At 62.0% G+C, this 24,240-nt stretch carries 30 protein-coding genes and 2 pseudogenes; 11 read left to right on the top strand and 21 right to left on the bottom strand.

The genetic code is table 11. The features are described from left to right. Window positions 1-18 precede the first annotated feature (18 nt). The 12 genes from BLT65_RS45330 to BLT65_RS45385 form a co-directional block, all read right to left on the bottom strand. Window positions 19-459 carry a hypothetical protein gene (locus BLT65_RS45330; protein WP_208545912.1) on the bottom strand — a complete coding sequence of 147 codons (441 nt, stop codon included), beginning with the start codon at window positions 457-459 and terminating at the stop codon, window positions 19-21. 71 nt (window positions 460-530) lie between these two features. Then, a complete protein-coding gene (locus tag BLT65_RS47570; RefSeq protein ID WP_167306671.1) occupies window positions 531-680 on the bottom strand; it encodes a hypothetical protein in 150 nt (49 codons plus the stop codon). Window positions 681-721: 41 nt separating this feature from the next. Further along, window positions 722-1,450 (bottom strand): hypothetical protein, encoded by a 729-nt coding sequence (locus BLT65_RS45335; RefSeq protein ID WP_143036723.1) that lies wholly within the window; start codon window positions 1,448-1,450, stop codon window positions 722-724. A 68-nt stretch (window positions 1,451-1,518) separates the two neighbouring features. Further along, complete coding sequence (locus BLT65_RS45340) at window positions 1,519-1,749, bottom strand: hypothetical protein (protein WP_143036724.1); 231 nt, start codon at window positions 1,747-1,749, stop codon at window positions 1,519-1,521. 897 nt (window positions 1,750-2,646) lie between these two features. Next, on the bottom strand, window positions 2,647-2,955 hold the full coding sequence (locus BLT65_RS45350; RefSeq protein ID WP_425273218.1) for a hypothetical protein: 309 nt from the start codon (window positions 2,953-2,955) through the stop codon (window positions 2,647-2,649). 220 nt (window positions 2,956-3,175) lie between these two features. Next, window positions 3,176-5,110, bottom strand: a complete 1,935-nt coding sequence (gene dnaK / locus BLT65_RS45355) for a molecular chaperone DnaK (RefSeq protein ID WP_091790612.1) — start codon at window positions 5,108-5,110, stop codon at window positions 3,176-3,178. Between the two features lie 79 nt (window positions 5,111-5,189). Beyond that, window positions 5,190-6,812: a chaperonin GroEL gene (gene groL / locus BLT65_RS45360; RefSeq protein WP_091790590.1), complete on the bottom strand. Its 1,623-nt coding sequence runs from the start codon at window positions 6,810-6,812 to the stop codon at window positions 5,190-5,192. Between the two features lie 61 nt (window positions 6,813-6,873). Further along, a complete protein-coding gene (locus tag BLT65_RS45365; protein ID WP_091790591.1) occupies window positions 6,874-7,176 on the bottom strand; it encodes a co-chaperone GroES in 303 nt (100 codons plus the stop codon). A 362-nt stretch (window positions 7,177-7,538) separates the two neighbouring features. Further along, window positions 7,539-8,690 carry an RNA polymerase subunit sigma-28 gene (locus tag BLT65_RS45370; RefSeq protein WP_091790592.1) on the bottom strand — a complete coding sequence of 384 codons (1,152 nt, stop codon included), beginning with the start codon at window positions 8,688-8,690 and terminating at the stop codon, window positions 7,539-7,541. A gap of 322 nt (window positions 8,691-9,012) precedes the next feature. Further along, window positions 9,013-9,537 carry a hypothetical protein gene (locus BLT65_RS45375; RefSeq protein ID WP_091790593.1) on the bottom strand — a complete coding sequence of 175 codons (525 nt, stop codon included), beginning with the start codon at window positions 9,535-9,537 and terminating at the stop codon, window positions 9,013-9,015. A gap of 83 nt (window positions 9,538-9,620) precedes the next feature. Then, entirely contained in the window at window positions 9,621-9,914 is a 294-nt protein-coding gene (locus BLT65_RS45380) for a hypothetical protein (protein ID WP_091790594.1), read from the bottom strand. Window positions 9,915-10,580: 666 nt separating this feature from the next. Next, on the bottom strand, window positions 10,581-10,964 hold the full coding sequence (locus tag BLT65_RS45385) for a hypothetical protein (protein ID WP_091790595.1): 384 nt from the start codon (window positions 10,962-10,964) through the stop codon (window positions 10,581-10,583). Between the two features lie 247 nt (window positions 10,965-11,211). Here BLT65_RS45385 and BLT65_RS45390 point away from each other — a divergent pair, with 247 nt between their 5' ends. The 7 genes from BLT65_RS45390 (at window position 11,212) to ndk (ending at window position 15,620) form a co-directional block, all read left to right on the top strand. Then, window positions 11,212-11,652 (top strand): Hsp20/alpha crystallin family protein, encoded by a 441-nt coding sequence (locus BLT65_RS45390; protein WP_091790596.1) that lies wholly within the window; start codon window positions 11,212-11,214, stop codon window positions 11,650-11,652. A 13-nt stretch (window positions 11,653-11,665) separates the two neighbouring features. Further along, entirely contained in the window at window positions 11,666-12,073 is a 408-nt protein-coding gene (locus BLT65_RS45395; protein WP_091790597.1) for an Hsp20/alpha crystallin family protein, read from the top strand. 68 nt (window positions 12,074-12,141) lie between these two features. After that, on the top strand, window positions 12,142-12,450 hold the full coding sequence (locus BLT65_RS45400) for a hypothetical protein (protein ID WP_091790598.1): 309 nt from the start codon (window positions 12,142-12,144) through the stop codon (window positions 12,448-12,450). Window positions 12,451-12,463: 13 nt separating this feature from the next. Further along, window positions 12,464-13,030 carry an Hsp20/alpha crystallin family protein gene (locus BLT65_RS45405; RefSeq protein WP_091790599.1) on the top strand — a complete coding sequence of 189 codons (567 nt, stop codon included), beginning with the start codon at window positions 12,464-12,466 and terminating at the stop codon, window positions 13,028-13,030. A gap of 256 nt (window positions 13,031-13,286) precedes the next feature. After that, window positions 13,287-13,685 carry a response regulator gene (locus BLT65_RS45410; RefSeq protein ID WP_091790600.1) on the top strand — a complete coding sequence of 133 codons (399 nt, stop codon included), beginning with the start codon at window positions 13,287-13,289 and terminating at the stop codon, window positions 13,683-13,685. A 77-nt stretch (window positions 13,686-13,762) separates the two neighbouring features. After that, window positions 13,763-14,944, top strand: a complete 1,182-nt coding sequence (locus BLT65_RS45415; protein WP_091790601.1) for a sensor histidine kinase — start codon at window positions 13,763-13,765, stop codon at window positions 14,942-14,944. A gap of 250 nt (window positions 14,945-15,194) precedes the next feature. Beyond that, window positions 15,195-15,620, top strand: a complete 426-nt coding sequence (gene ndk / locus BLT65_RS45420; protein ID WP_091790602.1) for a nucleoside-diphosphate kinase — start codon at window positions 15,195-15,197, stop codon at window positions 15,618-15,620. Between the two features lie 171 nt (window positions 15,621-15,791). On the opposite strand, the gene BLT65_RS45425 is transcribed toward ndk, so the two are convergent. The 5 genes from BLT65_RS45425 to BLT65_RS45445 form a co-directional block, all read right to left on the bottom strand. Continuing rightward, window positions 15,792-16,193: a hypothetical protein gene (locus tag BLT65_RS45425; protein WP_143036725.1), complete on the bottom strand. Its 402-nt coding sequence runs from the start codon at window positions 16,191-16,193 to the stop codon at window positions 15,792-15,794. An 81-nt stretch (window positions 16,194-16,274) separates the two neighbouring features. Next, window positions 16,275-16,529, bottom strand: a complete 255-nt coding sequence (locus BLT65_RS45430) for a hypothetical protein (protein WP_091790604.1) — start codon at window positions 16,527-16,529, stop codon at window positions 16,275-16,277. 106 nt (window positions 16,530-16,635) lie between these two features. Beyond that, complete coding sequence (gene groL, locus BLT65_RS45435; protein WP_091790613.1) at window positions 16,636-18,258, bottom strand: chaperonin GroEL; 1,623 nt, start codon at window positions 18,256-18,258, stop codon at window positions 16,636-16,638. 62 nt (window positions 18,259-18,320) lie between these two features. After that, on the bottom strand, window positions 18,321-18,635 hold the full coding sequence (locus BLT65_RS45440; RefSeq protein WP_091790605.1) for a co-chaperone GroES: 315 nt from the start codon (window positions 18,633-18,635) through the stop codon (window positions 18,321-18,323). Window positions 18,636-18,806: 171 nt separating this feature from the next. Further along, a complete protein-coding gene (locus BLT65_RS45445; protein ID WP_091790606.1) occupies window positions 18,807-19,445 on the bottom strand; it encodes a diguanylate cyclase in 639 nt (212 codons plus the stop codon). Between the two features lie 196 nt (window positions 19,446-19,641). On the opposite strand from BLT65_RS45445, the gene BLT65_RS45450 reads away from it, so the two are divergent. The 4 genes from BLT65_RS45450 to BLT65_RS45465 all read left to right on the top strand — a co-directional run bounded on the left by BLT65_RS45450 (window position 19,642) and on the right by BLT65_RS45465 (window position 21,403). Then, window positions 19,642-19,983 (top strand): hypothetical protein, encoded by a 342-nt coding sequence (locus BLT65_RS45450; protein WP_091790607.1) that lies wholly within the window; start codon window positions 19,642-19,644, stop codon window positions 19,981-19,983. A gap of 12 nt (window positions 19,984-19,995) precedes the next feature. Further along, a complete protein-coding gene (locus BLT65_RS48325) occupies window positions 19,996-20,295 on the top strand; it encodes a hypothetical protein (RefSeq protein WP_244187105.1) in 300 nt (99 codons plus the stop codon). A gap of 247 nt (window positions 20,296-20,542) precedes the next feature. After that, entirely contained in the window at window positions 20,543-20,785 is a 243-nt protein-coding gene (locus BLT65_RS45460) for a hypothetical protein (RefSeq protein WP_091790608.1), read from the top strand. A gap of 120 nt (window positions 20,786-20,905) precedes the next feature. Further along, entirely contained in the window at window positions 20,906-21,403 is a 498-nt protein-coding gene (locus BLT65_RS45465) for a hypothetical protein (RefSeq protein ID WP_091790609.1), read from the top strand. 300 nt (window positions 21,404-21,703) lie between these two features. Here the strand turns inward: BLT65_RS45465 and BLT65_RS45470 are convergent, their stop codons facing one another. The 4 genes and pseudogenes from BLT65_RS45470 to BLT65_RS47755 form a co-directional block, all read right to left on the bottom strand. After that, the gene (locus BLT65_RS45470; protein ID WP_091790610.1) at window positions 21,704-21,976 is read right to left on the bottom strand and encodes a hypothetical protein; all 273 of its coding nucleotides are present in this window, start codon (window positions 21,974-21,976) and stop codon (window positions 21,704-21,706) included. A gap of 300 nt (window positions 21,977-22,276) precedes the next feature. After that, window positions 22,277-22,828, bottom strand: coding sequence for a hypothetical protein (locus BLT65_RS45475; protein WP_091790611.1), 552 nt, complete (start codon window positions 22,826-22,828; stop codon window positions 22,277-22,279). A gap of 245 nt (window positions 22,829-23,073) precedes the next feature. Further along, window positions 23,074-24,021 (bottom strand): annotated as a pseudogene (locus tag BLT65_RS45480) (DNA polymerase ligase N-terminal domain-containing protein); the annotation flags it as partial. 133 nt (window positions 24,022-24,154) lie between these two features. After that, a pseudogene (locus BLT65_RS47755) lies at window positions 24,155-24,240 on the bottom strand (IS5/IS1182 family transposase); the annotation flags it as partial.

The following is a 24,240-nucleotide window of genomic DNA, read 5'->3' on the forward strand; positions in this document are numbered from 1 at the left end:
TGACAAGAAAATCTACAATCAACACCGCGCAACGCCCAACCCCGCCGAATCGGTCACGTTCCCGAAATCGGCGGTCACGTTCGCCGAAATACGCAGTGCAACCCGCGAAGCACCTGACAGAGACGCAAGCTCGACATATTGCTCCATGGTCCACGGATAGACGCCAGCGATACCCGCCTGTCGGCCTTTCGCCTGAAATTGCATCATGGCTGCGAACCCTGCGCTGTCGAGTGCGAAATCAATTTCGGAAAGATCGGTCGCGTCGGGGATGGTGAATCGCCCCGTCTTACCATTCCAGAACGCTGCGGCCGACACCATCGCCGCATAGTCCTCGTTGAACGCGTGAAACGCGGGTTTTCCTCCTCGATGTGGAATGCCGATACGAATCAGCAATCCATCATCCACAATTGCGTTGCTCTGGCATACCGGCAAGTCCGATGTGCGAGTTTCGATCGTCATCTGCTACTCCAAAAAGATACGCGGAGCAGCCCCTTGCGGGCGTGCCCCGCAAGGGTTGAATGAGTGAGTCTTCAGGCGGCAAGAGCGAACAGATCCATCTGGTCGCCCTCGATGCTGCGGGAAGCGGCATCGCTAATCGCGTTATCAATGAGATACCGATCCAGTTCCGAAGGCGTGAGGTTTAACCGTTCGGCCAGGCGCGCGAAGTACTGGCCGCGCACTGCCATCTCCTGATAGCGCTGGGCGCTCCCCGTCGGCAGCCTCAGAATCGTCTCGTTAAGCCAGAAGCGAGCCGAGTCAATTGACGGATGAGCTGCACGCGTGCGTACCAGTCGTGGTCGAACGAGCAGGTGACAAACTCGCATGCCCGCGCGCCGTCGACATCGAGGTGATCACTCTCCTCGAAATAGACAACGCGCTCGCCCTGCTTCATCTGCGCATACATCGATACGCGCGCGGGATGTCGGTACGGATTCCATTGCTCAGCGAGGTAGTCCCGCGGACCATCAGCGGGCGCCTCAGCGTCGAAACGGCCACCGTGATACCAGCCGTAATTCGCGACCGGTACCCTCGGGAACGGCTCGACGTCGGGGATGGGATACCGCTTGCCCAGCCTGTGAATCTCGTACCACGCAGACAGAGCCGGAAACGCGTGCGGAGCGTAGTGGTGCATTGAGAGCATGAAGTCGATAGCCACCAGTTGCGCTGGCATGATCATCTCGAACTGCACTTCACACACCTCCCGTTTCTCCGGGGTGTCCTCGATGCACCCTGAGGCCAGATCCGCGTCATGTTGCTCTGCGCGCTCGATCTCCAACGCGTCGAGCGTGAGGAGAAAGCGGAGCAGATCCATGCGGGCCTGAAAATTCAGCGTATCGGCCTGGATGCGTATGCATCCTTTGTCGTTCACAGTGCGTCCGACCAGCTCGCGACGGGACATGTCCCATTGCGTCGCCAGCAGATAGTTGCGAAAGTCATTCAGGCCGGACATGAAGGCGTGCTGAGGCTCCCGTATCATCGATTCGAGCGAGCGATCACGTTCACCAACGACACAACATGTTACGCAGCCGAACCTGGACCCGCACGCGCGGCACGCTGCCCGTCTTCACCCAGCACCACGCCGCACATCCCATCGTTGCCCGACCGATAGAGATCTGATAGACGTTCGAGCGAGCGCTCGGAAAAAGCACACGGAAACGGGCGCTTCGATTCATCAGCGAAGAGCGACAGCATGGTCCACACGTCGTCAACCGACCAGTTCGTACGGTACAGTCTGTAGACGATGGACAAGGCGAAGGCCAACCGCTTCAGGGCGGAGCACCGGGGCGCGCTGTCCATCCAAGATTGCTCAACATGGAAAGATTTCTTACCGGGATCCGGACGGATGGACACGCCAAGAGCAAAGCGATAGCTGTCCGTGCCCCTGGCGGATCGAGCAGCGCTATGCGCTGGCGATGATCGATCCTGCATCCGCTGCAAAAGCGCACCACGATCAAACTTTTTGCAGCGTTCTCAACGGTGACTCGACCCAATAAAATGGGAGATATTTCGACATTCATTGCCGCCTTGTCGCGACAATACGCTAACGGGTAAATGCAACACCAACGAGTCGCTGTGCGTTTCTCTCTTTGAAAAGTAGTCCCCCACAGGCGATGTTACGAGAAACAACTTCGCGGGTCTTTTGCTCTCATGCGCCCCTTTAGAACCACCATGGACAGAGGATTCGTTCGGGGCGACGCAAATCGCGCAATTTTTCGGTGTACTGGGCGAAATGGCACGCCATCAGCGTGGTGATTGCATTCGCCAGATGTGCAGGCGGGTTGAGGCCGGTACCAGGCAATGACACCGCCGCGGTTGCGCCGTCATGCCCGCCCGCTTTCGATAGCGCTCGCGGCATAAATATGCAAGAAGTATTCTTTCGAATTGATCCCAGATTGTGTGCTTGATCGAACGCTCGCGCAGGTTGCGGAAATACTGCAGTTTCTCTGTTTCTCCCGGCTCTGGCGATAGCCCTCGGAAATGCTAGAGCTTCTTTGACCCGGCTTTTGCGGCGTATTTTTGTTCCACGGGCAATTCATTCGCTGATCATCAGTGGGCAGCACGACACCGGCAACTTGGCCGATCGCCGGCGTGGACGACTGTTTCATCCGTGAGAGAGCGACAGGTGACGCCGATAGGCCACAAGCACTACCAGACCGGAAACACGACATCGGGCTGCGGCGAAAACTGGATACCCGAGTTGGGACAGATCACGCGCCCCCGGACGGCGACTCGCTGGTTCAGGTACGGCAACAGCAGTGTGGGGGCAGGCGTGCCTCCCTGGCCAAGCAGGATATCGGTCACCACCTTGTCGTTGCAGGGCGATGTCGACGGGCGATCAAGCAGGATCGTCGTGTAGTCGCCCGGCGCGTACTGCCCGCTGCCACGCTGGATTGTCCCAGTGATCCAGATGTCGCCCTGCAAGGGCAACGTCCGTGAAGGTGGGTTGGCTGACATGGTGCCTTCTGGCCATGCACTCGCGATTAGCGCCGCCATCGCAAGTACAGGTAACCGCTTTTTCATGGCAAAGACCTCTTTTCCTCAAGTACCGCGCCGGCGTGTACGCCACGAGGCGCGCTTCACGGCCCGGAGCACGACGCGCCGCACGCGTCGTCAATGCCCGGCTGTTGCTGAAGCAGGCGTCCGCCCGAAAAACGCCCACATTCGGGTCAGGCGCTCACCGCTTCGTGTTGACCTCCCTGAACTCGGCGTCGATCACATCATCGTCCTGGCCTGTCTTCCTGGGCTCCTGCGATCGGGTCGGGCCGCCCGGGGCGCTTGCCTGCGCCTGCACGTCCGCGTAGACCTTTTCACCGAGCTGCTGCGAGGCTGCCGCCAGCGCGCTCATCCGGGCGTTGATCTCATCCCTGTCTGATCCCTTCAGTGCGGCTTCGAGTGCTGTGATCGCAGCCTCGATCTTCGCCTTCTCCGCGGCACCCAGCTTTTCGCCGTATTCCGTCAATGCCTTGCGCGTGGTGTGAATCAGGGCATCGCCCTGATTGCGTGCCTCGGCCAGCTCACGCATCCGGTGGTCCTCCGCGGCGTGCGCCTGCGCGTCCCGCACCATCTTTTCGATTTCCGCTTCCGACAGACCGGAACTGGCCTTGATGGTGATCCGGTTTTCCTTCCCGGTCGCCTTGTCCCGGGCCGACACGTGCAGGATCCCGTTCGCATCGATGTCGAAGGTCACGTCGATCTGCGGCACACCACGCGGTGCAGGCGCAATGCCTTCCAGCCTGAACTCGCCGAGCAGCTTGTTGCCGCTGGCCATCTCGCGCTCGCCCTGCCAGACCTTGACGGTGACCGCCGGCTGGTTGTCGTCGGCGGTCGAGAAGATCTCCGAGAACTTTGTGGGAATCGTGGTGTTCTTTTCAATCATCTTCGTCATCACGCCACCGAGCGTTTCGATGCCGAGCGAGAGCGGCGTCACATCGAGCAGCAGCACGTCCTTGCGCTCGCCCGAGAGCACTGCCGCCTGGATCGCCGCCCCGACTGCGACCGCTTCATCCGGGTTGACGTCCTTGCGCGGCTCGCGTCCGAAAAATGTTCTGACCGTCTCCTGGACCCGCGGCATGCGAGTCATGCCGCCCACGAGGATCACGTCATCGACCCCATCGGAGGTCAGGCCGGCATCCTTCAGTGCGGTGCGGCACGGCTCCATCGTCCGCTCAATCAGGTCTTCCACGAGCGATTCGAGTTTCGCGCGCGTAAGCTTCACGCTCAGGTGCTTCGGACCCGCTGCATCCGCCGTGATGTAGGGCAGGTTGATCTCGGTCTGCTGGGCCGACGACAACTCGATCTTGGCCTTTTCGGCCGCTTCCTTCAGGCGCTGCAGTGCGAGCACGTCCTTCGACAGGTCGACGCCCTGCTCCTTCCTGAACTCGCTGACGAGGTAGTCGATGATGCGCTGGTCGAAGTCTTCACCGCCGAGGAACGTATCGCCATTCGTCGACAGCACTTCGAACTGCTTTTCTCCATGGACGTCGGCGATTTCAATCAGGGAAATGTCGAAGGTGCCGCCGCCGAGATCAAATACGGCAATCTTGCGGTCGCGGTTTTCCTGCCGGTCCAGACCGAACGCAAGCGCGGCCGCCGTCGGCTCGTTGATGATGCGCCTGACTTCGAGACCGGCGATGCGGCCCGCGTCCTTCGTGGCCTGGCGCTGGCTGTCGTTGAAGTACGCCGGGACCGTGATGACGGCTTCCGTGACCGTCTCGCCCAGATAGTCTTCAGCCGTCTTCTTCATCTTGCGCAGCACTTCCGCCGACACCTGCGACGGCGCGAGCTTGTTGCCATGCGCTTCGACCCATGCGTCGCCGTTATCGTGCCTGATGATCCTGTACGACATCAGGCCGATGTCCTTCTGAACTTCCTTTTCCTCGAAGCGGCGGCCAATCAGGCGCTTGACCGCGAATAGCGTGTTCTTCGGGTTGGTGACCGACTGTCGCCTGGCGGGCGCGCCCACCAGGATTTCATTGTCGTCCAGATACGCGACAACCGATGGCGTCGTGCGCGCCCCTTCCGAGTTCTCGATCACCTTGACCTGCGTGCCTTCCATCAGTGCCACGCACGAATTCGTGGTACCGAGATCGATGCCGATGATCTTGCCCATGATGTCTTCACCCATGCTCAAGGATTTCACCCTGCGTCCCGCTCGTCCCGACATGCCCCGTCGCCGTTCGGCACGTGATTCAATAGTCCATCGCAGGCGGCGAAACGGGCGCTTTTGTCTCGTCCTTCGGCAGTTCCGCGACCACGGCGTCGGTGGTGAGGATCAGTCCGGCGACCGACGCGGCGTTTTGCAGCGCGGTGCGCACCACCTTGGTCGGGTCAACCACCCCCATTTCCATCAGGTCGCCATAGGTGGCCGAAGCCGCGTTCCAGCCGAAGTTCCCCGTCTGCTCAACGACCCTGTTGACCACGACCGAGGCCTCTTCACCCGCGTTCGTTGCAATCTGCCGCAGTGGCTCTTCGAGCGCCCGCAGGACGATGCGGATGCCGGCGTCCTGGTCAGGATTGGCGCCCCGCACGTCGCCGAGGCTGGTCCGGGCACGCAGCAGCGCGACGCCGCCGCCCGGCACGATGCCTTCCTCAACCGCCGCGCGTGTTGCGTGCAGCGCATCCTCGACACGTGCCTTGCGCTCCTTCATCTCCACTTCGGTAGCGGCCCCCACCCTGATGACCGCGACGCCACCGGACAGCTTCGCGATGCGCTCCTGCAGCTTCTCCCTGTCATAGTCGCTTGTCGTTTCCTTGATCTGACGACGGAGCGCCTGGACGCGCCCGTCAATTGTCTTCCGGTCACCGGCCCCATCGATGATCGTGGTCGCCTCTTTTTCGATCTCCGCGCGTTTCGCCCGCCCGAGGTCTTCGAGCTTCACATTTTCGAGCTTGCCGCCGGTTTCCTCCGAGATGACCAGGCCGCCGGTCAGCGTCGCAATGTCTGCCAGCATCGCCTTGCGCCGGTCACCGAAACCCGGGGCCTTCACGGCAACCGTTTTCAGGATGCCGCGCAGGGAATTCACCACCAGCGTGGTCAGGGCTTCGCCCTCGACATCCTCGGCGATGATGAGTAGCGGCTTGCCCGCCTTGGCCACGGCCTCGAGCACCGGCAGCAGGTCGCGGATCGACGAGATCTTTTTGTCGTGCACGAGGATGTACGGTTCCTCAAGGACAGCCGACTGTTTCTCGGGATCGTTGATGAAGTAAGGCGACAGCCACCCGCGGTCGAACTGCATGCCCTCGACGACCTCGAGTTCGCTTTGCAATGACTTGCCCTCTTCGAGGGTGACCGCGCCGTCCTTGCCGACCCTGTCCATCGCTTGTGCGATGAGGCTGCCGATTTCCTCGTCCGCGTTGGCCGAGACGGTGCCGACTTGCGTGATCTCGCGGCTGGTCGTGACTGCGCGCGAGATTTTCCTGAGTTCCTCGACGATCGCGGCCGTCGCCCGGTCGATACCTCGCTTGAGGTCCATCGGATTCAGGCCGGAAGCGACATACTTCATGCCTTCCCGTACGATCGCCTGGGCCAGCACGGTGGCGGTCGTCGTGCCGTCGCCGGCAACATCCGAGGTTTTGGCTGCGACCTGCCTGACCATCTGCGCCCCCATGTTCTCGAACCGGTCGCGCAGCTCGATTTCCCTTGCGACCGAGACCCCGTCCTTCGTGACCGTCGGTGCGCCGTACGATCGCTCGAGGACAACATTTCGCCCCCGGGGACCGAGCGTGACCTTGACCGCATCGGCCAGGATGTTCACGCCCGTGAGGATATGCTGGCGGGCGAGTTCGTGAAACTGGACATCTTTGGCGGACATTTTCGTGTACCTCCTGGCAAACCAGACAAAAGGGGATGGCGCTGGCTGGCCGCTGGCTGGCCTACTGTGCCGGTCCGGACGTGACGACGCCCAGCAGGTCGTCTTCGCGCATCACCAGCAGTTCCTCCCCTTCAACCTTGGCTGTCGTGCCGGCGTATTTGCCGAACAGCACGCAGTCGCCGATCTTCACGTCGGGCACGCAACGGCTGCCGTCCTCCAGCCGCCTGCCGGGGCCAACGGCGATCACTTCTCCCTGGTCCGGCTTTTCGCCCGCCGTATCGGGGATGACAATGCCACCCGCCGTTCTGCGCTCCTGTTCCAGGCGCCTGACCACGACGCGGTCATGCAAGGGTGTGAGTTTCATGTCCTGCTCCCTCTGATCAGATCACAAATGGCTCCGCGGATCGGGAGGGCGACGCGCCCCGGTGCGTGACCGTTCACCCTGGCCGGTTGCGGACAGCCGCATGGCCGGGTTCGGACGAGTTCCGGGCCGCTCCGACCCGACGGGGCGCGGTTCGCCGTCGCATGCGGCGCTCGAGGCTGTCCGTCGTGTGCTCGCGGGACGGCGCGAAGGCGCCCAGGTGCACGCCACGAGATCGCAAGCCGGAAAGGTCTGCTGCAGCGCCTCGTCGAGTAGCCGGTCGATGTCATCAATTCCGTTTCGCTTCGATGTCGTGGTGGGTTTCATCGCAGTTCTCCGTTTCTGCGTTTCCCGCGCGGCGAAATTCAGGGCCGTCCACCTTCTGACTCCGGGACACCGCGCAGTGTCGCCTCGTCAAATTCATGGGACAGCCGGGACGCCGGTGGCAGCACGCCCGGCACGACATAACCGGCGGCCTCGTCCGAGCTCTGGGGTGCCAGCCGCAGGTCGGCAAGGCGGGCCCGCAAAAAAGCATCAGCATGCGCGAGCCTGTGCTCAAGCTCCTCCTCCGTCACGCCCAGGACCTGCGCGGCAGGGCCAGCGGCCAGACCTTCGAGACGGCAAAGCACGACGGCCCGGCGCCAGGGCGCGGGCAGCTCCGACAGAAGCGTCGCCAGCAGTTCGCGCAGTTCCCTCTCGCTCACGGCCTCCTCGGGCGTACCGTCCGTTGACGGCATCACGTCCTCGACACGCAGGACTTCGTCGGGTTGCCAGTATTCGAACAGCACCTCGTCGGTGTCCTCGCGCGGCTCGCGCAGCTGGACGGGCAGTCTGCCCTCCAGCGAGATACAGCGGCCTTCCTCGCTTTGGCGACGGGTCACTTCCTCGGCCAGCACTTCCAGCGCGATCTGGTAAAGCCACTGCAGCGGTTTGAGCCGGTGCGGGCGTGCTGCCAGATGCTCGCACGCACGGGCCAGTGTTTCGTCGGCGATCTCGTCGGCCGACGGGTCGCCCGGGGCGAGATCACCGCATGCCTGCAGGTGCGAGAGTTCTCGCTGCACAAAGCGCTGCAGCGGCGCGAGCAGGGGGCGAACGAGTTCGCCGAACGACGCCATCCCGGCGTCGTCCTGTGCGGTCAGCGCGGTCCTGAGCTGTCGAAGCCCGGCACGTCGCTCCTTGCGGCGCCACGCGTCTTCGTGACGCAAATGCGCGATGTGCCGTTCGGTCTGCCGCTCCAGCTCCTTGAGGGCGTGATCGATCGCCTGTTCCAGCCCGGACGATTCGTCCCCGCACGTAAGCGTTGCGCCCGGCAGCCCCAGCTGGAGCCGGACCCGGTACAGGCTGCGATGCAGGCTGCGATGCCGGCTCCTCTCCAGCGTCGCGCGCAGACGGACCAGGCCGGGCGGAAAGTGCGACAGATGCGCTGCCAGGCGCCGTTCAGCGAGCCTGCAGATCAGCTGTTCGAACCCAGGACGGGAAAGCTTCGGAACGTTCCGGTAACTGATGGCCGTTTTCATGTCAAACCTGCCCCTATCCCGCTATACCCCCACTGCACTCCGATGGCGGTGCCGAACCCGTTCACACCGGGGCGCGCCAGCATGAAGGTCCGGCGTCCCCAGGACGCCAGCTCTTTCGCCGCAACCTGGCGTGCCTTCATCCGGTCGTTCATGGCCGCCTTTATCACTTACGCTAGTTATCCTGCCTAAAGTTCAACAACAGCCCGGATCGAGCAATACAAAACTCACGGTCCCATGAAACCTGTGCAGGCGAGCGCACATGTCGTGGCGCATGGCGCATCGCAACGCAACGCCTTGCGTGGCGATGCGCCGGGATCACCCATCAACCCGTGCCTGCGGTGCCACCCGCATCTGGCTTCTCTCCTTCCAGACTCAGGTACGTCTCAGCCGCCACCAGCCCGAACAGGATGTGATTGAGGAAATTCACTCCGCTTCGGGCGTCGGCAAACCATGGGAACAGCTGCGTCATGCCGTAGTAGTTGACCACGTACAGGAGCACGCCGAATACGGCCCCCACCAGCGATGCCATTTCGACGCTGGAATCCAGGCTGAATGGCGCCATGATCACCGCCAGAATGACCGCAAAGAGGATCGACAGCACGAAGTGCGTCACCAGCGCCATCAGCATGATGCCCGACGAGAACGTAGCCGGTTGTGCGAGCGCGCCGCGCCCCATCACGATCGCCGCCGTCGTGCGCAACGGCCCCCACAGGCTTTGTCCTGCGACGGCCGTAGCGAAGAGTTCGATTACCAGGAAAACCGCGCCCGCCACGCAGCCGCCGATGAGCGCTGCGCGCCAGTCGGGCAGGCGCCGAACAAAATGGTGCGAATGCATATGAAGTTCCATCATGACCTCCTCGCCACTCATCACAATCTGCATGCCCCCTGCGCTGCACGCCCCCCTTTGATCAGTTCTATCAGCGAGGCAGTTCAGGCCGCCTCCGGAACATCTGATGGCGGCCCACCAAACGGACGATGGTCGACAAGCCTGACTGCGTATGCCAGCGCGTCGGCTTCGGCTTCATCGCGACTGGGCCGTCGCTGGCGGGGCCGGGGCAGAGTCCAGTCCACGACAGTCTCGCCGTCCCGGCCAATCTGCACGAACGCCGCATAGCCGTCCTCCGCCCTACCGGCCATATCCGGCGCACCCCCACCGTGACAGACGAGGAGCGTGCGCAGACGAATTTCGTAGCCATTGCGCGTTTCGATTCTCACGCTGTTCATTGCATCCCCCTTTCAGGCAAGTAGGATATCCAGGCGTTTTGCGCAACGTCCGCAGCCTGTCCGCCGGCCGCGACGTCGGATGAACGCTCACGCGGCGGCCGTAGTTCGGACCGCCGTGAAACGCTGCTATTAAGCAGACGCACGTCTCGTCCAGTGTCGGCGAACGGACTGTCGCATGGCGGTAAGGCGCGCCGACAGCGTGCGTTGGATATGCCTGGAGAGCACCCGGAGAACGCGGGGGAGGACGCCGGCCTGACGGCTGAAGCGCACGGTCGGGCGCGGGAAAAACGGGCGTGAATTGAGGTCGCTCATCGTCATCTCCTTTGACGCAGCAAGGAAGAGAACGGGCTTGCGCGCTCCAGTTCGCCTGCCATGCTGCGGGGCAAACAAATCGAAACACGCAGTGTGCAACCGGTAGGGGATTGGGCACACTGCCTGAGCTGGATATAACTTAGCTTCACTGATTAAAAAATTCAAGTTACACCGCACTTCAGATTTGCGGGCGCCGCCGCGTCGTATATCGGCCGTACGACGGCGCACAATGCATGCTGTTCGCACGGGCGCCAGGGAATCGTCAGAACGTTGTGCGTTCAGCGGCATGGCGAGGGGCAGCCGCCTGTCCCAAAAGGACGGGCGTCCCGCTCTCCCTCTGCTGCAATTGCCGCGTCACTGCAGCGGCGGCGCCGTACCCAGCTTTTCGGCGAGCATCCTTTCGTACACGCCAAAGTGCAGATCCACCTCGGACTGCTCCACTGTCGTGACGATCAGGTCGATGTGGTCTGGTGGCAAACCGAGCACACCCGCGATAAACGTTTCGAGCTGCGGCGCACAGATCTTGTCCTTCGCGATGGTCGTGCCGATCGTGACTTCGTAGATCTTTTCCTGCCGGCAGACCACTTCCACCAGGCGCGCGCGGGCGCTCATGTTGTTGTCGACCGCGATGCGGACGACCTCCACCGCCTTGCGCATGGCTTCCGTTGGAAAGCCTCTGGTCGAGCGCAGCCGCACGCGATGCGGGCCCAGTGTCAACCAGTCAGTATCGAATTCCATGACGTCCTCCCGTCGTCGGACCGCTTCGTCCGCGATGATAGGAGTGGCCCAAAAATTTTCAAGAGATGGCCTCGCTTTTACCCTTGAAAAACCCGTTGGAGGGCCTATCTTAGGTTTCGCTCAGGCAGTCGTGCGGTGCTCGACCGGCCGCACGCTGCGTGTTTCGATTTGTTTGCCAGACGCTGGCAGGCGAACTGGAGCGCGTAGGCCCGTTCGCCTCCATGCGTGATTCGAGGAGGACAGCATCATGAGCGATATCTATTCCGGCACCGACCTGTTCAGCGAGTTCGACCGCTTGCAGCGCCAGATGGCCAGTCTGTTCAACACCTTCCCATCCAGCATCCGCGCGAGCCGATTTGGCACGTTTCCGACTGTCAACATCGGCGCGACCGACGATTCAATCGAGATCGTCGCGTTCGCGCCAGGTATCGACGCCGCCGGGCTCGACGTGTCGATCGACAAGGGCGTGCTGAGCATCAGCGGAGAGCGCAAACCGTCCGGGCAGGAAGTGAATGATGAAACCCGCATCTATGCGCAGGAGCGCTTCACCGGCGCATTCCGGCGCGTCATCGAACTGCCGCAAACGGCGGATCCCGACAAGGTGCAGGCCCGGTACGAAAACGGCTGCCTGATGATCACCGTCGGCAAGCGCGAGTCATCGAAGCCACGTGAAATTTCCGTCCAGTAACCGGGAGCCGATCATGAACGACACTACCGAACTCACCCAGCGCGATCAGACCAACCTCGCGCGGCGGGAGGGCGACCAGTCCGCGCGCCGCATGACTATCACCCCAGCCGTCGACATCTTTGAGGACGGGCAGGCCGTCACGCTATGGGCCGATCTGCCGGGTGTCACCAAAGACAAGCTGGACGTGCGCGTGCACGACGGCAACCTCTCGATCGAGGCGGAGGCAGTCGTGCCGACGCCGGCCAACCTGCGCCTGCAGCATGTGGAAGTCCGCGAGCCGCGCTTCGCGCGCACCTTCACGTTGTCTCCGGACTTCGACACCTCGAAGATCGAGGCCAGCCTTCAGGATGGCGTCCTGAAGCTGACCATCCCGCGCCGCGAGGAAGCGCGTCCACGGCGCATCGAGGTGAAAACCGGTTGATACGGTGGCCGTGAATGGTAGGGGTGGTGGCGGCACCGCCACCGCCCGCAGCTGGAATGGGAGGTTCGATGCCTGAAGAGACACACCATTCGTGGAAAGGGCGTGCGATCCGTATCTGCACGATCCCTGTACGTTACCTCGCGTCATGCACATCTGCGCCAGACGGCTACGTCACCATCGTTCGCATTGAATCCGACGGCACTGTACTGGCCGACTGGCATCTGCCGCGCTACGCCGAGCGCTGGTCCAGCGCTGGCGAAGCGCGGCGGGCTGCGTTCGAGTACGTGGTGAAGCTGATCGATCGCGGCGTGTTTGGCACCCCGGCCGCGCGCGCACTTGCAACGGCGGAAGGCTTGTATGAAACAGGTTCACACTGAAACGGAGGAAACCATGGATACCGATCTGCAAAAATGGAACCCGTTCAGATTCCTGCGCAAGGACAGGACGGACCAAAACGAAAAGGCGAAATCATCGGACACGGTGGCGCCGCCGTCGGAGCGAACTGACGTCGCACGGCTTCTGCACGCCGATCCGTGGCGCATGATGCATGAGTTCCTGAACGACCCTTACGCGGGATTCGGGGCGCTGGACCGCTGGTTCGGCGACTTCACACCGGCACGTTTCCAGCCACATATCGATGTCGTCGATGAGGGCGACGCGTTGCGGGTAACGGCCGAACTTCCAGGCGTCGAACGCGAGGACCTGCATACGACCGTTGAAAACGGGACCCTTGTGCTGCGCGGCGAGAAGAAGCAGGACATGCGCAATGAGGAAAAGGGCTGCTACCGGCTTGAGCGGGCTTACGGTGCCTTCCTGCGCACGGTCCCGCTGCCCGAGGATGTCGACATCGACAAGATCGACGCGCGGTTCGACAAGGGGGTGCTGAATGTACGCGTGCCGCGGACGGGCACGGCGCGATCGACCGCGCGCAAGATCGAAATCCGCCAGGGAAAGTAGCGGAGGCAACAAGCGAGGCCTGGCCACGGCAGGTAAATTCTTCCCGGTTCTGTTGCTTTGTGCGTGTCCGTTCCAGCGTCGGTGCCGCACGCCAAGGGGATGGCCATGCCGGGCCCCTTTGCCTGCGGCCGGACGCGTTAGCGGCTGCCCCTGCTGGGTCACGCCGTGCTATTCGCGATCGCCGGGAGCGATACTTACCTCGGCACGATCAATGCTGGTTCCCGCGCAGGCTTGATCCGCTACCACGCTTCGCAAAGTGACTACATTGCTGCTGGTCGAAGACGACCCCGACATGCGCGAGCCATTACAACTGCTCCTTGAGGACGCTGGCTACCGTGTGATCGTCGCCGAAGACGGCGCCGCCGCGCTGACTGCAATGGGCAGCCTGCGCCCCGACGCCGTGGTCACTGACTGGTCGATGCCGGTGATGGACGGAGTCGCGCTTTGCCGTCGCATGCGTCAGGAGGCGCGCCTCGCCACTGTGCCCGTCGTGCTCATGTCAGCGTCGTCACAGCCACCAGGTGTTGCCTGGTGGGACGTATTTCTGCCCAAGCCGGTTTCGATCGACCAGGTCGAGCAGGCGCTTCACACGCTGCTCGGGTCATCGAACGACGGGCGGGTCGGAGAACAGGGAGACACTGGCGATGAACAGTAGTTCCAGGAGCCGCCACCCGGCGTCACGCCTGCACTACGCTGCTGAAGGCCACCAGTAACGCCACGGAGGATCAGGATATGCACCTCGCGGATTTCATCGAATCCCATCTGGATTTGCTGGTCGCCGACTGGATCGAATTCGCCCGACGTCTCACGGACGACTCGCAGGACCTGTCCGACGAAGAACTAAAGGACCTCGCAGCGCAACTGATGCTGGCCATCGCGGCTGACCTGCGAACTCCCCACATCAATGTTGGTCGGATTGCAGCCCTGCATGCCGGCCGGTTTGCCGGGCCCGCGACCATCTCACGCGTTGCCCGGGGCCACGCGGAAGAGCGTCACCGGCACGGCTTTACGCTCGATCAGATGGTGGCCGAGTTCAGGGCTCTGCGCGTAAGCGTCACACGCCGCTGGACGGTGCATGCGGACAGAGAGGACCTTGTGAGCACGATGGACGAACTGGTGCGATTCAATGAAGCGCTCGACCAGGCACTCACGGAATCAATCGCCCACTACACGACCCAGCTGACGCGCACGCGTGACATGTTTGCGGGTGTGATCGCGCACGACCTGCGCTCCCCCGTGCAGGCAATCGCCATGTCCGCCCAGGCGCTGCGACAGGTGCGCATGAATCCGGACATGACGCTCAAGCTGCTCGGTCGCATCGAGGTCGCATGTACAAGGCTGCGCCTGCTGATCAACGACGTGCTCGATTTCGCGCGCACGCGACTGGGCGATATCCTGCCGATGAATCTCCAGCCTGCCAGTCTTCGCGAGATCGTGCTGTGCGCCATTGACGAGGTCAGTGCTTCAACGCCCGGTTTACGGGTGCGCAAGCAGTTGGGTGATGACAACGCGATCGGTTGCTTCGACGAACAGCGTTTGACGCAGGTCGTCGTCAACCTGCTTGTGAATGCCGTGCAGCATGGCGATCCTCGAGCGGAGATCGCCGTCGAACTTGGCGGGCAGGACGAGGGATTCGCAATGGCCGTCAGTAACCATGGGCAAACGTTGCCGCCCGAAGTGCTGGCCACCGTCTTCGATCCGCTGCGTGGCGCTGCGCAAGGCACGTCGGCGGGCAGGGTCGGCAAGGGAGTCGGGCTTGGACTCTACATTGTGCGCGAGATCGTACGGGCCCACGGCGGGCACGTGGAAATGCAGTCCAGCGGGGGCGTCACCACCGTGCGTGTCTGGTTACCGGCTGACGACGCACGGGTTTCGCCGTCCCCTCCCCTGCCAATGAGTGAACCTGAACCTTGATCGTCCAACAGGACAACCATGCCTGCATAGCGAGCGCGGCCAGCTTTGCCCCGTGCAGCGCCTGTCCGCGTCCACGGTGCGCTCATATAGCCGATAGTCGCATGCAGGCTGGCCGACCCGTTCACATATGGTTGCCGCTATGTTCTTCAACCGGCAAGATGGGAGCCGGAAACGAAACAGTTTTCACTCGCAACCCTTAACCGGGGCCGAAGGGACGATCGTGCCAGACATCGCATTTCCTGGAGTTTCTATGGCGATCGAACGCACCCTGTCGATTATCAAGCCGGACGCAGTGGCCAGGAACGTGATCGGCCAGATCTACAGCCGCTTCGAAAACGCTGGCCTGAAGATCGTGGCGTCGCGCATGGTTCATCTGTCGCGCGCTGACGCAGAGAAGTTCTACGCTGTGCACGCAGCGCGCCCGTTCTTCAGGGATCTGGTCGAGTTCATGTGCTCCGGCCCGGTGCAGGTTCAGGTTCTGGAAGGCGAAAGCGCGATCCTGAAGAATCGTGATCTGATGGGTGCAACGGATCCGAAGAAGGCCGACAAGGGCACGATCCGCGCTGACTTCGCCGACAGCATCGGCGCTAATGCGGTTCACGGTTCGGACGCTCCCGAAACGGCAGCTGTCGAAATCGCATTCTTCTTCCCGGAAATCAATGTCTACTCGCGCTAGTCCAGATAGTCGCCTGATAGGCCAGCAGTAAAAGCGGCAGGAGCTCGGCGCGAGCGGAATGGCAGGATTCGAATTAACGAGCATCCAACCGTCAATCGTCCCAGAAGAGAGCGCTCCGCCTCTGCGATCTGCGAGCGTACATGCCCCGGCGAAGGTATGGACGGATGGCGGTTAGCCAGCCGAGGTGGAAGGGTCATTACGGAAACGCATCAAACTAGCGGTTCCCCATTTTGACGCATACCGCACAGCGTCGCCCTTCGAGCCTGGTTGAATCTCACACCAGAATTCCTGATGACGAGCACCGAGGCGGCGGGCCGCCTCGTAACGGTGAAAGTGACCGGCGAGCCAGAACCTGCAGCCATCAAAGAAGACCTTCATCGCTGGCCGCGCCGCTCGCATTGACCCGCAGCCGATGGCAGTCATGGCTTCCTCCAGCGCTGCGTTGTCGAGGAACTCCCTGGCGAAAAGCTCATCAGCAACCGAGAGTTGTGAATACTTGATGTAGTCCCTTCCGAGCACGCCGGCAGGAAGCCTTACCGATAACGGGACGGGCGAACAAGGATTGCTGGGCATCGTGATGTCTGATACTGCGGGACAGCAGGGCGGCTGTGAGATGGGCGTGTGTCGCCACAAACACCACCGGTTCGGGGCAGTTCATTCTTCAGCCATGAGATGGCGGATGACCAGCGCCGGATCGGCGATGTCCAGGATCAGCCGGCGAAGGATGCGCCTGCGCATGTGCTCCTCGTCGAGCGTCCAGGGCGCGCCCTTTTCGCTGAGATAGCGCGCGAGGGCGTCCCGGTTGTCCCCACCGGCGGGAAGGTCGAGCCGCACAGCAAGCAGTCCCGCCACGACGTCATCGATCTCGATGTCGAGCGGTTTTGAGTCAATGCGAAGTTCAAGTTTCATGTCTGTCTCCGAAAAAACGGCGCCGCATGACGGAGACAGCGTGCGGCGTCGAAGGGAGTGCACCTCCCGTGATGGTGGGGCGGCGCATGCAGGACCTACGACTGCATCAGTACTCGAGTGCCGGTGCGGCGGACTGGACCGGCTTCTCTTCCTTCGGGGCTTCGGCGACCGTCGCGTCCGTCGTCAGGATCAGCCCGGCGATCGATGCGGCGTTCTGCAGCGCCGTGCGCGTGACCTTGGTGGGATCGACCACGCCCGCCTCAACGAGATCGCCGTATTCGCCGGTAGCCGCGTTGTAGCCGAAGCTGCCCTTGCCTTCGAGCACCTGCGCGATAACCACGGACGGCTCGTCTCCAGCGTTTGAGGCGATTACGCGCAGTGGCGCTTCGAGCGCGCGCAGCACGATATGGATGCCTGCGTCCTGATCACTGTTGGCACCCCGCAGGCTGCTCGCCGCCGCTCGCGCGCGTAGCAGCGCCACGCCGCCACCCGGCACGATGCCTTCCTCGACCGCCGCGCGCGTGGCATGCAGCGCGTCGTCGACGCGGTCCTTCTTTTCCTTCATCTCGACTTCGGTTGCAGCCCCGACCCTGATTACGGCCACGCCGCCCGCGAGCTTCGCCACGCGCTCCTGCAGTTTCTCGCGGTCGTAGTCGCTCGTCGCCTCTTCGATCTGCACGCGAATGGACTTCACGCGAGCTTCAATGCGTTGCGTGTCGCCCGCACCGTCGATAATGATCGTGTCGTCCTTGCGCACCTCAACGCGCTTTGCGCGGCCGAGATCTTCGAGCGTGGCCTTCTCGAGCTGCTTACCCGTATCCTCCGAAATGACGGTTGCGCCAGTCAGGATGGCGATATCCTCGAGAATGGCCTTGCGCCGGTCGCCAAACCCAGGTGCCTTGGCGGCCGCCACCTTCAGGATGCCGCGCATTGCGTTGACCACGAGCGTGGCCAGTGCCTCGCCGTCGATATCTTCAGCGACGATCAGCAGCGGCTTGCCTGCCTTGGAGGTCGCTTCGAGCACGGGCAGCAGATCGCGGATGTTCGAGATCTTCCTGTCGTGCAGCAGGATCAACGCGTCGTCGAGATACGCGGCCTGCTTCTCGGGATCGTTAATGAAATACGGGCTGATGTAGCCGCGATCGAACTGCATGCCCTCGACCACATCGAGCTCGTTCTCAAGCGACTTGCCGTCCTCGACCGTAATGACGCCTTCCTTGCCAACCTTCTCCATCGCGTCCGCGATGATTTTCCCGATCGCCTCGTCGGAGTTCGCCGAGATCGAACCAACCTGCGCGATTTCCCTGTTCATCGAAATCGGCTTCGAGAGGTTGCGCAGTTCATCAAGCACGGCAGTCACGGCCTTGTCGATGCCGCGCTTGAGGTCCATCGGATTCAAGCCGGCGGCGACATGCTTCATGCCTTCCTGTACGATCGCCTGCGCGAGCACGGTGGCTATGGTGGTCCCGTCGCCGGCCACATCAGCCGTTTTCGACGCGACCTGTTTGACGATCTGCGCGCCCATGTTTTCGAAACGGTCCTTCAGCTCGATTTCCTTCGCGACGGACACCCCATCCTTGGTGATGGTCGGCGCGCCGAAGCTGCGCTCGATCAGCACGTTCCGGCCTTTCGGCCCGAGCGTCACCTTTACGGCATCTGCGAGGACGTTTACACCCTTGACGATACGGGCGCGGGCGCTGTCATGGAATCTGACGTCTTTTGCACTCATGTTGTTGCTCGGGATAAGGTGTTGACGTGCGAACATCGGATGTTCGCAACTGGCTATAGATCTCAGGCCGCCTTGCGGGCAACGGTATCGGCTTCGAGGACGCCCATGACGTCCTCCTCGCGCATGACGAGCAATTCTTCGCCATCGACCTTCACCGTCTGGCCTGCGTACTTACCGAAGAGAACCCGGTCACCGACTTTCAGCTGTAGCGCGCGCAGCGTTCCATCCTGCAGCAGGCGGCCGCTGCCGACCGCGACGACTTCACCCTGTTCCGGCTTTTCTGCCGCCGAGTCGGGAATCACGATGCCCGAGGCTGTCGTCCGCTGCGTCTCGATTCGCTTGACGATAACCCGGTCGTAGAGGGGACGAATCTGCATTTCCATCTCCTGAGCGATTAAAGGATCACCAATAAGGGAATCCGGCTGCGAGGCGCAACGGCGCGTGAAGCGCCGCGGTTGCAGCCGTACCAGTGTCTGGCGGGACACGAAATAGAGGCGCCCGCCGCGGTCTTCAAGAGGACGGAAATTCGCTATATGTAACAAATTGTTTCAACGAAAAAGCAGGATGCGACGGACCGCGCCGAGGCGATAAACGGTGCGGCCGCGCCCATCCGGGCGGCAAGGCTCAGGCTGCACGGGACAGGGTGGCTGGCGTCCGCCATCTGCATCCAGGGTGTCGTCCGGTTCATTGAGCATGCACCACACTCCGCCCTTGACGGGCCGGAACAGCCACCGCAGATAGCCTATGCGCGCGGCAAGCTGCATCAGTCCGGCGCGATCGGTTTCCTCATCGAGAGACTGCGGGTCGCGCGTTACGTCCTCTCCATAGTCGCCAAACGCCTGACGGCACGCGAGCGCCCCAGCGGCGCCGGCGCCGATCATGTTGCAGCCGCGCCACTCGACCCGCTCGACGTCCCACGCACCCGATTGCCAGGCGGCATCAAGCAGCATGGCGTCCACTGTCTCGAAACTCTGCCACGGCGCTTTGAACTGGAAGACCGATCCCGGAACGGGTCGTGGCGGGATGTCAACGCCGGGCAGGACAAGCGGTGTCGCTCGCCGGAAACCGTGCCAGTGGAGCATCGCAATAAGCGGTGTATTAACCTGGGCAGCGGCCGTAACCGTGACGGCAAAGAGCGGCAGGCGCACGCTGTCCGTCTGGTCATGAAGCGTATCGAAAAGGTCCATGAAGCCTCTCGGGTGACATGTTGCAGAGCCTCTTGAAATTTTCGTTCCTTGCGCTATTTTAAACATCGCTCAGGCAGTCGCGATTAGCGCTGCGTGTTTCGATTTGTTTGTCGGCGGAGCTTCTCCACAGACGGACGAACTGGAGCGCGTGGTCCGGTTCGTTCTCGTGAGAGGCTCCGGTTACGTGGAGCCAGGTATGAGCGATCTTTGCTTCAGCACCGATCTGCACGGCGAGTTCGACCGCCTGCACCGGCGTAAGGCCCGCATCTTTGCGAGCTCTCCCGCGAGCCTGCGCGCGATGCGCAGCGAAACCTCTCCTCGCCTCAACATCGAAAGCACCGAAGATAGCATCGGGATTCGCGCGTTTGCTCTGGGGCGGGGGATCGCTCCCGCAGTGATCGGCTCTCTCGATGGCGCGGGTTCACCGGCGGGCTTCCTCGCATCGCAGCTCCACACTGCTTGGCAGCGCGGCCCTTGTACGGCCCGTGCTGTGTGTGATTTTTCTGCAGCATGCCCGTGTTATGCGGGCCATGTTTAACGGGAGACAGAAATGCTGAGTCCACACGAATTTGCGACCCTGATGCTGGTTCGTCAGGCGCCGGACCAGCTCGACATGAATCGCGCCGAGCTCGACGCGCTGCTCGAACGCCAACTGGTCATGCTGGAACATTGCGCCCCGGGCACACGCCGCGCGTACCTGACCGGCAAGGGCAGAAGGTTCCTCGACGCGCTTCACCCGGACGACATATCCGGAAGCCGGAAGACCCCCGGCAACGGCAGTGGGGAACGCCTGAAGACACCCTACGCGCCGGGTGGCCACACGACCGATATCGTGGTGCCGGACTCGTGAGCTGAATGGCTGCGCGATCCCAACGATGACCTTGTCGTCCCGCCGTGACGCACGGCCGCGAGGTCACCGGGGCAACCTGCGTAGACTCGCGGCGACGGCATGTCGTCGTTGTAGCGTGTTCGCTCATTGCCGGTTACCTGGGCACGCGACGCCATGCGGAATGCCGTGTGCTACAGGACCGGCAGCAAACCCCCGTCGCCTCGAGCGCTTCCGGCGCGCGGCGCGACGCTTTTGCCGGAGGTGTCATATGCAAACGGACAAAGTGATGGAGTATCACGGCTGCGAGGTCCGGCCGGTGGTAACACCCACCGGGAAGGGGCGCTACGCAGCAGCGGCCATTGTCACCGACCGGGTCGGCGATACTCGCACGCTCGGCGTCGATGGGGACTTTGCCAACGCCCAGGAGGCACGCGATGAAGCGCTGGAACTTGCCGTCGCATGGATCCAGCAACGTTCGGTCGTTTCGGAACGGTATGTCCGACGGATCTAGCACGCCGTTCGGCAAACCCTGGCTGAATCGAGTTGGACACTAACGGAATTCACGGTCGATCCGATTCCGGTTCGATGCCTTTGGAACCGTCCGGGCTGTAGTCACCACGAAGGAGAAAGAATGACGGACACCGCAATCATCGCCCCCTCGGAAGCAGAGCTTTTTGAACGCATCAAGCTCCTGCTCTTCAGCGTTAACCTGCCGGTGCAGCGTCTGGAAGCCGACGTCGACGATATCGGACGCTTCACCGCGCCGGATGTTCGCTCGCCGCAGCTGCGCCTCATTGAAGCCATGCCGCCGCTTACGCCCGCTGCCGAAGCAATCGTGCGTGCCATGATCCGTGCATACGGCATTGAGCTGTTTGGGAGCGGCAGTGCGAATGCCGCGCTGCGCGCCATGATCAAGGCCGGACCTGTCAAGTTTGGACAGACCGCTTTGACGTTGGGGCCGGACGCGCTGTTGCCGGAGCGTGCCCGTACGCTCGTCGCGGAGTTCAACCGCATTTTTGAGCTCTACCCTGAAAGCGGCTTCTCGCAGGCCCGATGCATTCTTTCGGCGATTGGCCTACCGCTCGGGCGCAAGAGGCTTCCACTGGCAGGTCGTTCTCCGAGGTGCTGAATGTGGCATAGGCGTCTATCAGTCTCCGTCTCGTACGTCTTCATCCGGCGATGTCACCGGGCGCTGTCCTCGCCACGTACGCGTGGCATGCGATGGACGCTGTGCGGATTTTTTGCCGCGCAGCAAAGGAGGATCCCGGCGTCATCCTGATGGGGGATAACCATTGTCCTCATGCGGTTACTCGCGCCCACCGCCACCACCACGGATAGGCAGCACACTCCCGTCAGTAAACTTGGTGACGATCTTTCTAGCTTCATACAACTCCACCAAAAGCGACGCTTCTCTGGCCAGTGCCTCCTCTCAGAGTGCTCGGTATTTTTCCACGGCTTCTTTCGCCGACATTCGCCTCCCCGTCAAAACATCTTGGGGATCTGAACGAACAACCGTCGCTTCCTCAATTGCCTTGATCAGATCAGCAAAGACGGGTCGTGACTTCTTGATGGTGCCCTTACCCCGTCCTGCCTCTAAGGAGACGGCATCGTTGGTTATCCTGGTACCCTGGGGCACCACCCTCGGTACGCCAGTCTTGAGACGCTCCAACGCCTCGAAATAATCAGTCAGTGCGCTTGTCATAACGCCTCCGCCCCGACGCCGCCTCCCATTGCGCGCGCACCTCGACTAACACGTTCAGATCGCTTCGCTCCATCCGGTACTCGACCGATTCTGGGCCGAGTGTGGAAACAAGCTTGCTTTGCCTGTCAATCAGGCGTTCTAATCTGAGCAGTTTTCCAATGAGGGTTCTTGCAGCCAAGCAGGCATTCTGTATTCAGGACCCTCAGCCCAACCTGGTCGCACTCACCGATCTTGATGCAGCCACCAACAGGCGTCTCCCTGTATGCCATCTCGCCAAGCTTGAACTCCTTGAACGCATCTTCAGTTCGCCATGCTCGCGATGCGGGTCAATTTCTCCAACTCTCGAACATCGCAGTCCTCGATCACGGGCCTGAGTGCGGTCTCCAACAAGTGGCCGAACCGACGAGTTATACGAAGGCGCTGAGTCTGGGAAGCGTCGGTACCGGCCGGAGGCCTCCCGTGCAGCGCGAGGTAGCCGGCTGAGACGAACAGAGGGTACCGGTTCATGAAGTCATCCCGACGGCCCGCCTTGCATCCCATCGACCCGTAAGTAAAGGCCGCCGCCCGCTGCGCGAAAATTACTGCCTCATAGGCTTCTCCGCTGGTCACCCACCCGGTGCGTCTGATCTTCCCGTAGTTGAGTTTCGTCGTTTGACCGCGAAGGAGGTAATGGCTCCGCCCAGTCTTTCGCACTGCTTCTATGCAAAAATACGGGAGAGAAATAGCCTCCTCGTCGCGCATGCCGCTGAAGATGTGGATCGTCAGCTTGCAGAGCATTTGTACTTCCGTCAGGCCGCGGGAGATCCCCTTCGCGCTCTTCGCCAATTTTTTGGACTCGAAATAGGCGTCCAACCCATGCTTCGTTATGAGGGCGGGTGTCCACGAATGCTTCGCATCGGCTTGCCGTGCCGCCGTGTTCTCAAGCACCTCGGCTGCTCACCGAGATAGTTGTGGACAACATCACCGAAATCCTTGAGCTGTGACGCGATAGAACTGACGACTTCCGAGTAGCTTCTGCATGATTGCCGCACGACGCACACCCAATGCCCGACGGGGTGTCGATCCGACACGATCAAGTGCGCCTGGATCGGTGACGAGATCGCCTCCTGCAAGGCACCGAAATCCGGCAGACCATCCCTGAGCACAACGATTTCGCCATCCAGCCATCCGCTCGACACCGGAAGGCTTTCTACCTCTGCCGCCAGGCTGGCGAGTTTCTTCGTCCAGTCGTGCCCGCCGCTCGTGAACAGTCGCACACGGCCCCTGTCGATCCGCGCAAGCATCCGGTAGCCGTCGAGTTTTGCCTCGGTGATCCAGTCACCGCCCGTGGGAAGCGACGACGCCGGCGTCGCGCGCTGCGGCTCGAGCTTCGCAGGCAAAGGTGCCGCGATCGCGGCAGAGAGATCCAGTTCTGGCTCCGCCCTGATCCTGGCGTGCCCCGCCTTTGGCTCCCGGGCTTCGATGAGCCCCAGCGGGTGCGTTGTGACGCTGTCGGGAAGTGCCTTGATCACATCGAAATCGGCGAGCGGGCGCGCCCACTCGTCACGCTTCTTGAACAACATCCACCGGTTCTGCCGGTCGCCGGGCTTTGATATGCGCACCAGCTCCCAGAGCCCGGCGAGCTTTTCACCGTGGAGCCGGAAGACCAGTTTGCCAATGTTCATCGATTCCTTCGGATCGCCGACTGGCTCCCAGGTGCCGCGGTCCCACACGATCACGGTGCCGGCACCATACTGCTTCTTCGGGATCGTCCCCTCGAAATCCGAATATTCAACGGGATGGTCCTCCACGTGGATGGCCATTCGCTTTTCCTTCGGGTCGTAGCACGGGCCTTTCGGGACGGCCCAGGATAACAGCACTCCGTCGTGCTCCAGGCGGAAGTCATAGTGCAACCGGCTGGCCCAGTGCTTCTGGACGACGAAGTGCAGATTCCCGCCTGCGGACAGGCTCGACGCCGAGGGTGCCGGTTCGGGCGTGACCAGAAAATCCCGCTTCCTTCGATAGCGAGAGAGCGTCGGAGACTTCGGGTCGTGCTCAGATGCCATGACGATGATCCAAGGAGGACCGTTCTCCGGCGTCACAGCAAGACGCCTGGACATGGGGCGGCCCGGCAAGCGTGACTGCGCCACTTGTGTCGTATACGCCCAATTACGTTAGCCCGTCCTGCACTAACAAGCGTTAACAAAATGAGTTCTGCAGTTTTCGCCAGCAGATGATGCAGCAGGCGATTTTCATGAAGGCTTCGTGGATAAATGCAAGGCGTT

Source organism: Paraburkholderia steynii (assembly GCF_900100565.1).
Classification (GTDB): Bacteria; Pseudomonadota; Gammaproteobacteria; order Burkholderiales; family Burkholderiaceae; genus Paraburkholderia; species Paraburkholderia terrae.

Excerpts from the sequence above, each read along its gene's own strand:
- BLT65_RS45425 (WP_143036725.1), bottom strand. The coding sequence starts at position 16,193 with ATGCCCAGCAATCCTTGTTCGCCCGTCCCGTTATCGGTAAGGCTTCCT.
- BLT65_RS45440 (WP_091790605.1), bottom strand. The coding sequence starts at position 18,635 with ATGCAGATTCGTCCCCTCTACGACCGGGTTATCGTCAAGCGAATCGAG.
- dnaK (WP_091790612.1), bottom strand. The coding sequence starts at position 5,110 with ATGGGCAAGATCATCGGCATCGATCTCGGTACCACGAATTCGTGCGTG.
- BLT65_RS45385 (WP_091790595.1), bottom strand. The coding sequence starts at position 10,964 with ATGGAATTCGATACTGACTGGTTGACACTGGGCCCGCATCGCGTGCGG.
- BLT65_RS45350 (WP_425273218.1), bottom strand. The coding sequence starts at position 2,955 with ATGTCAGCCAACCCACCTTCACGGACGTTGCCCTTGCAGGGCGACATC.
- BLT65_RS45460 (WP_091790608.1), top strand. The coding sequence starts at position 20,543 with ATGCAAACGGACAAAGTGATGGAGTATCACGGCTGCGAGGTCCGGCCG.
- ndk (WP_091790602.1), top strand. The coding sequence starts at position 15,195 with ATGGCGATCGAACGCACCCTGTCGATTATCAAGCCGGACGCAGTGGCC.
- BLT65_RS45450 (WP_091790607.1), top strand. The coding sequence starts at position 19,642 with ATGAGCGATCTTTGCTTCAGCACCGATCTGCACGGCGAGTTCGACCGC.
- BLT65_RS45405 (WP_091790599.1), top strand. The coding sequence starts at position 12,464 with ATGGATACCGATCTGCAAAAATGGAACCCGTTCAGATTCCTGCGCAAG.
- BLT65_RS45470 (WP_091790610.1), bottom strand. The coding sequence starts at position 21,976 with ATGACAAGCGCACTGACTGATTATTTCGAGGCGTTGGAGCGTCTCAAG.
- groL (WP_091790590.1), bottom strand. The coding sequence starts at position 6,812 with ATGTCCGCCAAAGATGTCCAGTTTCACGAACTCGCCCGCCAGCATATC.
- BLT65_RS45430 (WP_091790604.1), bottom strand. The coding sequence starts at position 16,529 with ATGAAACTTGAACTTCGCATTGACTCAAAACCGCTCGACATCGAGATC.
- BLT65_RS45335 (WP_143036723.1), bottom strand. The coding sequence starts at position 1,450 with ATGTCCGGCCTGAATGACTTTCGCAACTATCTGCTGGCGACGCAATGG.
- BLT65_RS45415 (WP_091790601.1), top strand. The coding sequence starts at position 13,763 with ATGCACCTCGCGGATTTCATCGAATCCCATCTGGATTTGCTGGTCGCC.
- BLT65_RS45465 (WP_091790609.1), top strand. The coding sequence starts at position 20,906 with ATGACGGACACCGCAATCATCGCCCCCTCGGAAGCAGAGCTTTTTGAA.
- BLT65_RS45390 (WP_091790596.1), top strand. The coding sequence starts at position 11,212 with ATGAGCGATATCTATTCCGGCACCGACCTGTTCAGCGAGTTCGACCGC.
- BLT65_RS45400 (WP_091790598.1), top strand. The coding sequence starts at position 12,142 with ATGCCTGAAGAGACACACCATTCGTGGAAAGGGCGTGCGATCCGTATC.
- BLT65_RS45445 (WP_091790606.1), bottom strand. The coding sequence starts at position 19,445 with ATGGACCTTTTCGATACGCTTCATGACCAGACGGACAGCGTGCGCCTG.
- BLT65_RS48325 (WP_244187105.1), top strand. The coding sequence starts at position 19,996 with ATGCTGAGTCCACACGAATTTGCGACCCTGATGCTGGTTCGTCAGGCG.
- groL (WP_091790613.1), bottom strand. The coding sequence starts at position 18,258 with ATGAGTGCAAAAGACGTCAGATTCCATGACAGCGCCCGCGCCCGTATC.
- BLT65_RS45370 (WP_091790592.1), bottom strand. The coding sequence starts at position 8,690 with ATGAAAACGGCCATCAGTTACCGGAACGTTCCGAAGCTTTCCCGTCCT.
- BLT65_RS45395 (WP_091790597.1), top strand. The coding sequence starts at position 11,666 with ATGAACGACACTACCGAACTCACCCAGCGCGATCAGACCAACCTCGCG.
- BLT65_RS45365 (WP_091790591.1), bottom strand. The coding sequence starts at position 7,176 with ATGAAACTCACACCCTTGCATGACCGCGTCGTGGTCAGGCGCCTGGAA.
- BLT65_RS45375 (WP_091790593.1), bottom strand. The coding sequence starts at position 9,537 with ATGGAACTTCATATGCATTCGCACCATTTTGTTCGGCGCCTGCCCGAC.
- BLT65_RS45380 (WP_091790594.1), bottom strand. The coding sequence starts at position 9,914 with ATGAACAGCGTGAGAATCGAAACGCGCAATGGCTACGAAATTCGTCTG.
- BLT65_RS45330 (WP_208545912.1), bottom strand. The coding sequence starts at position 459 with ATGACGATCGAAACTCGCACATCGGACTTGCCGGTATGCCAGAGCAAC.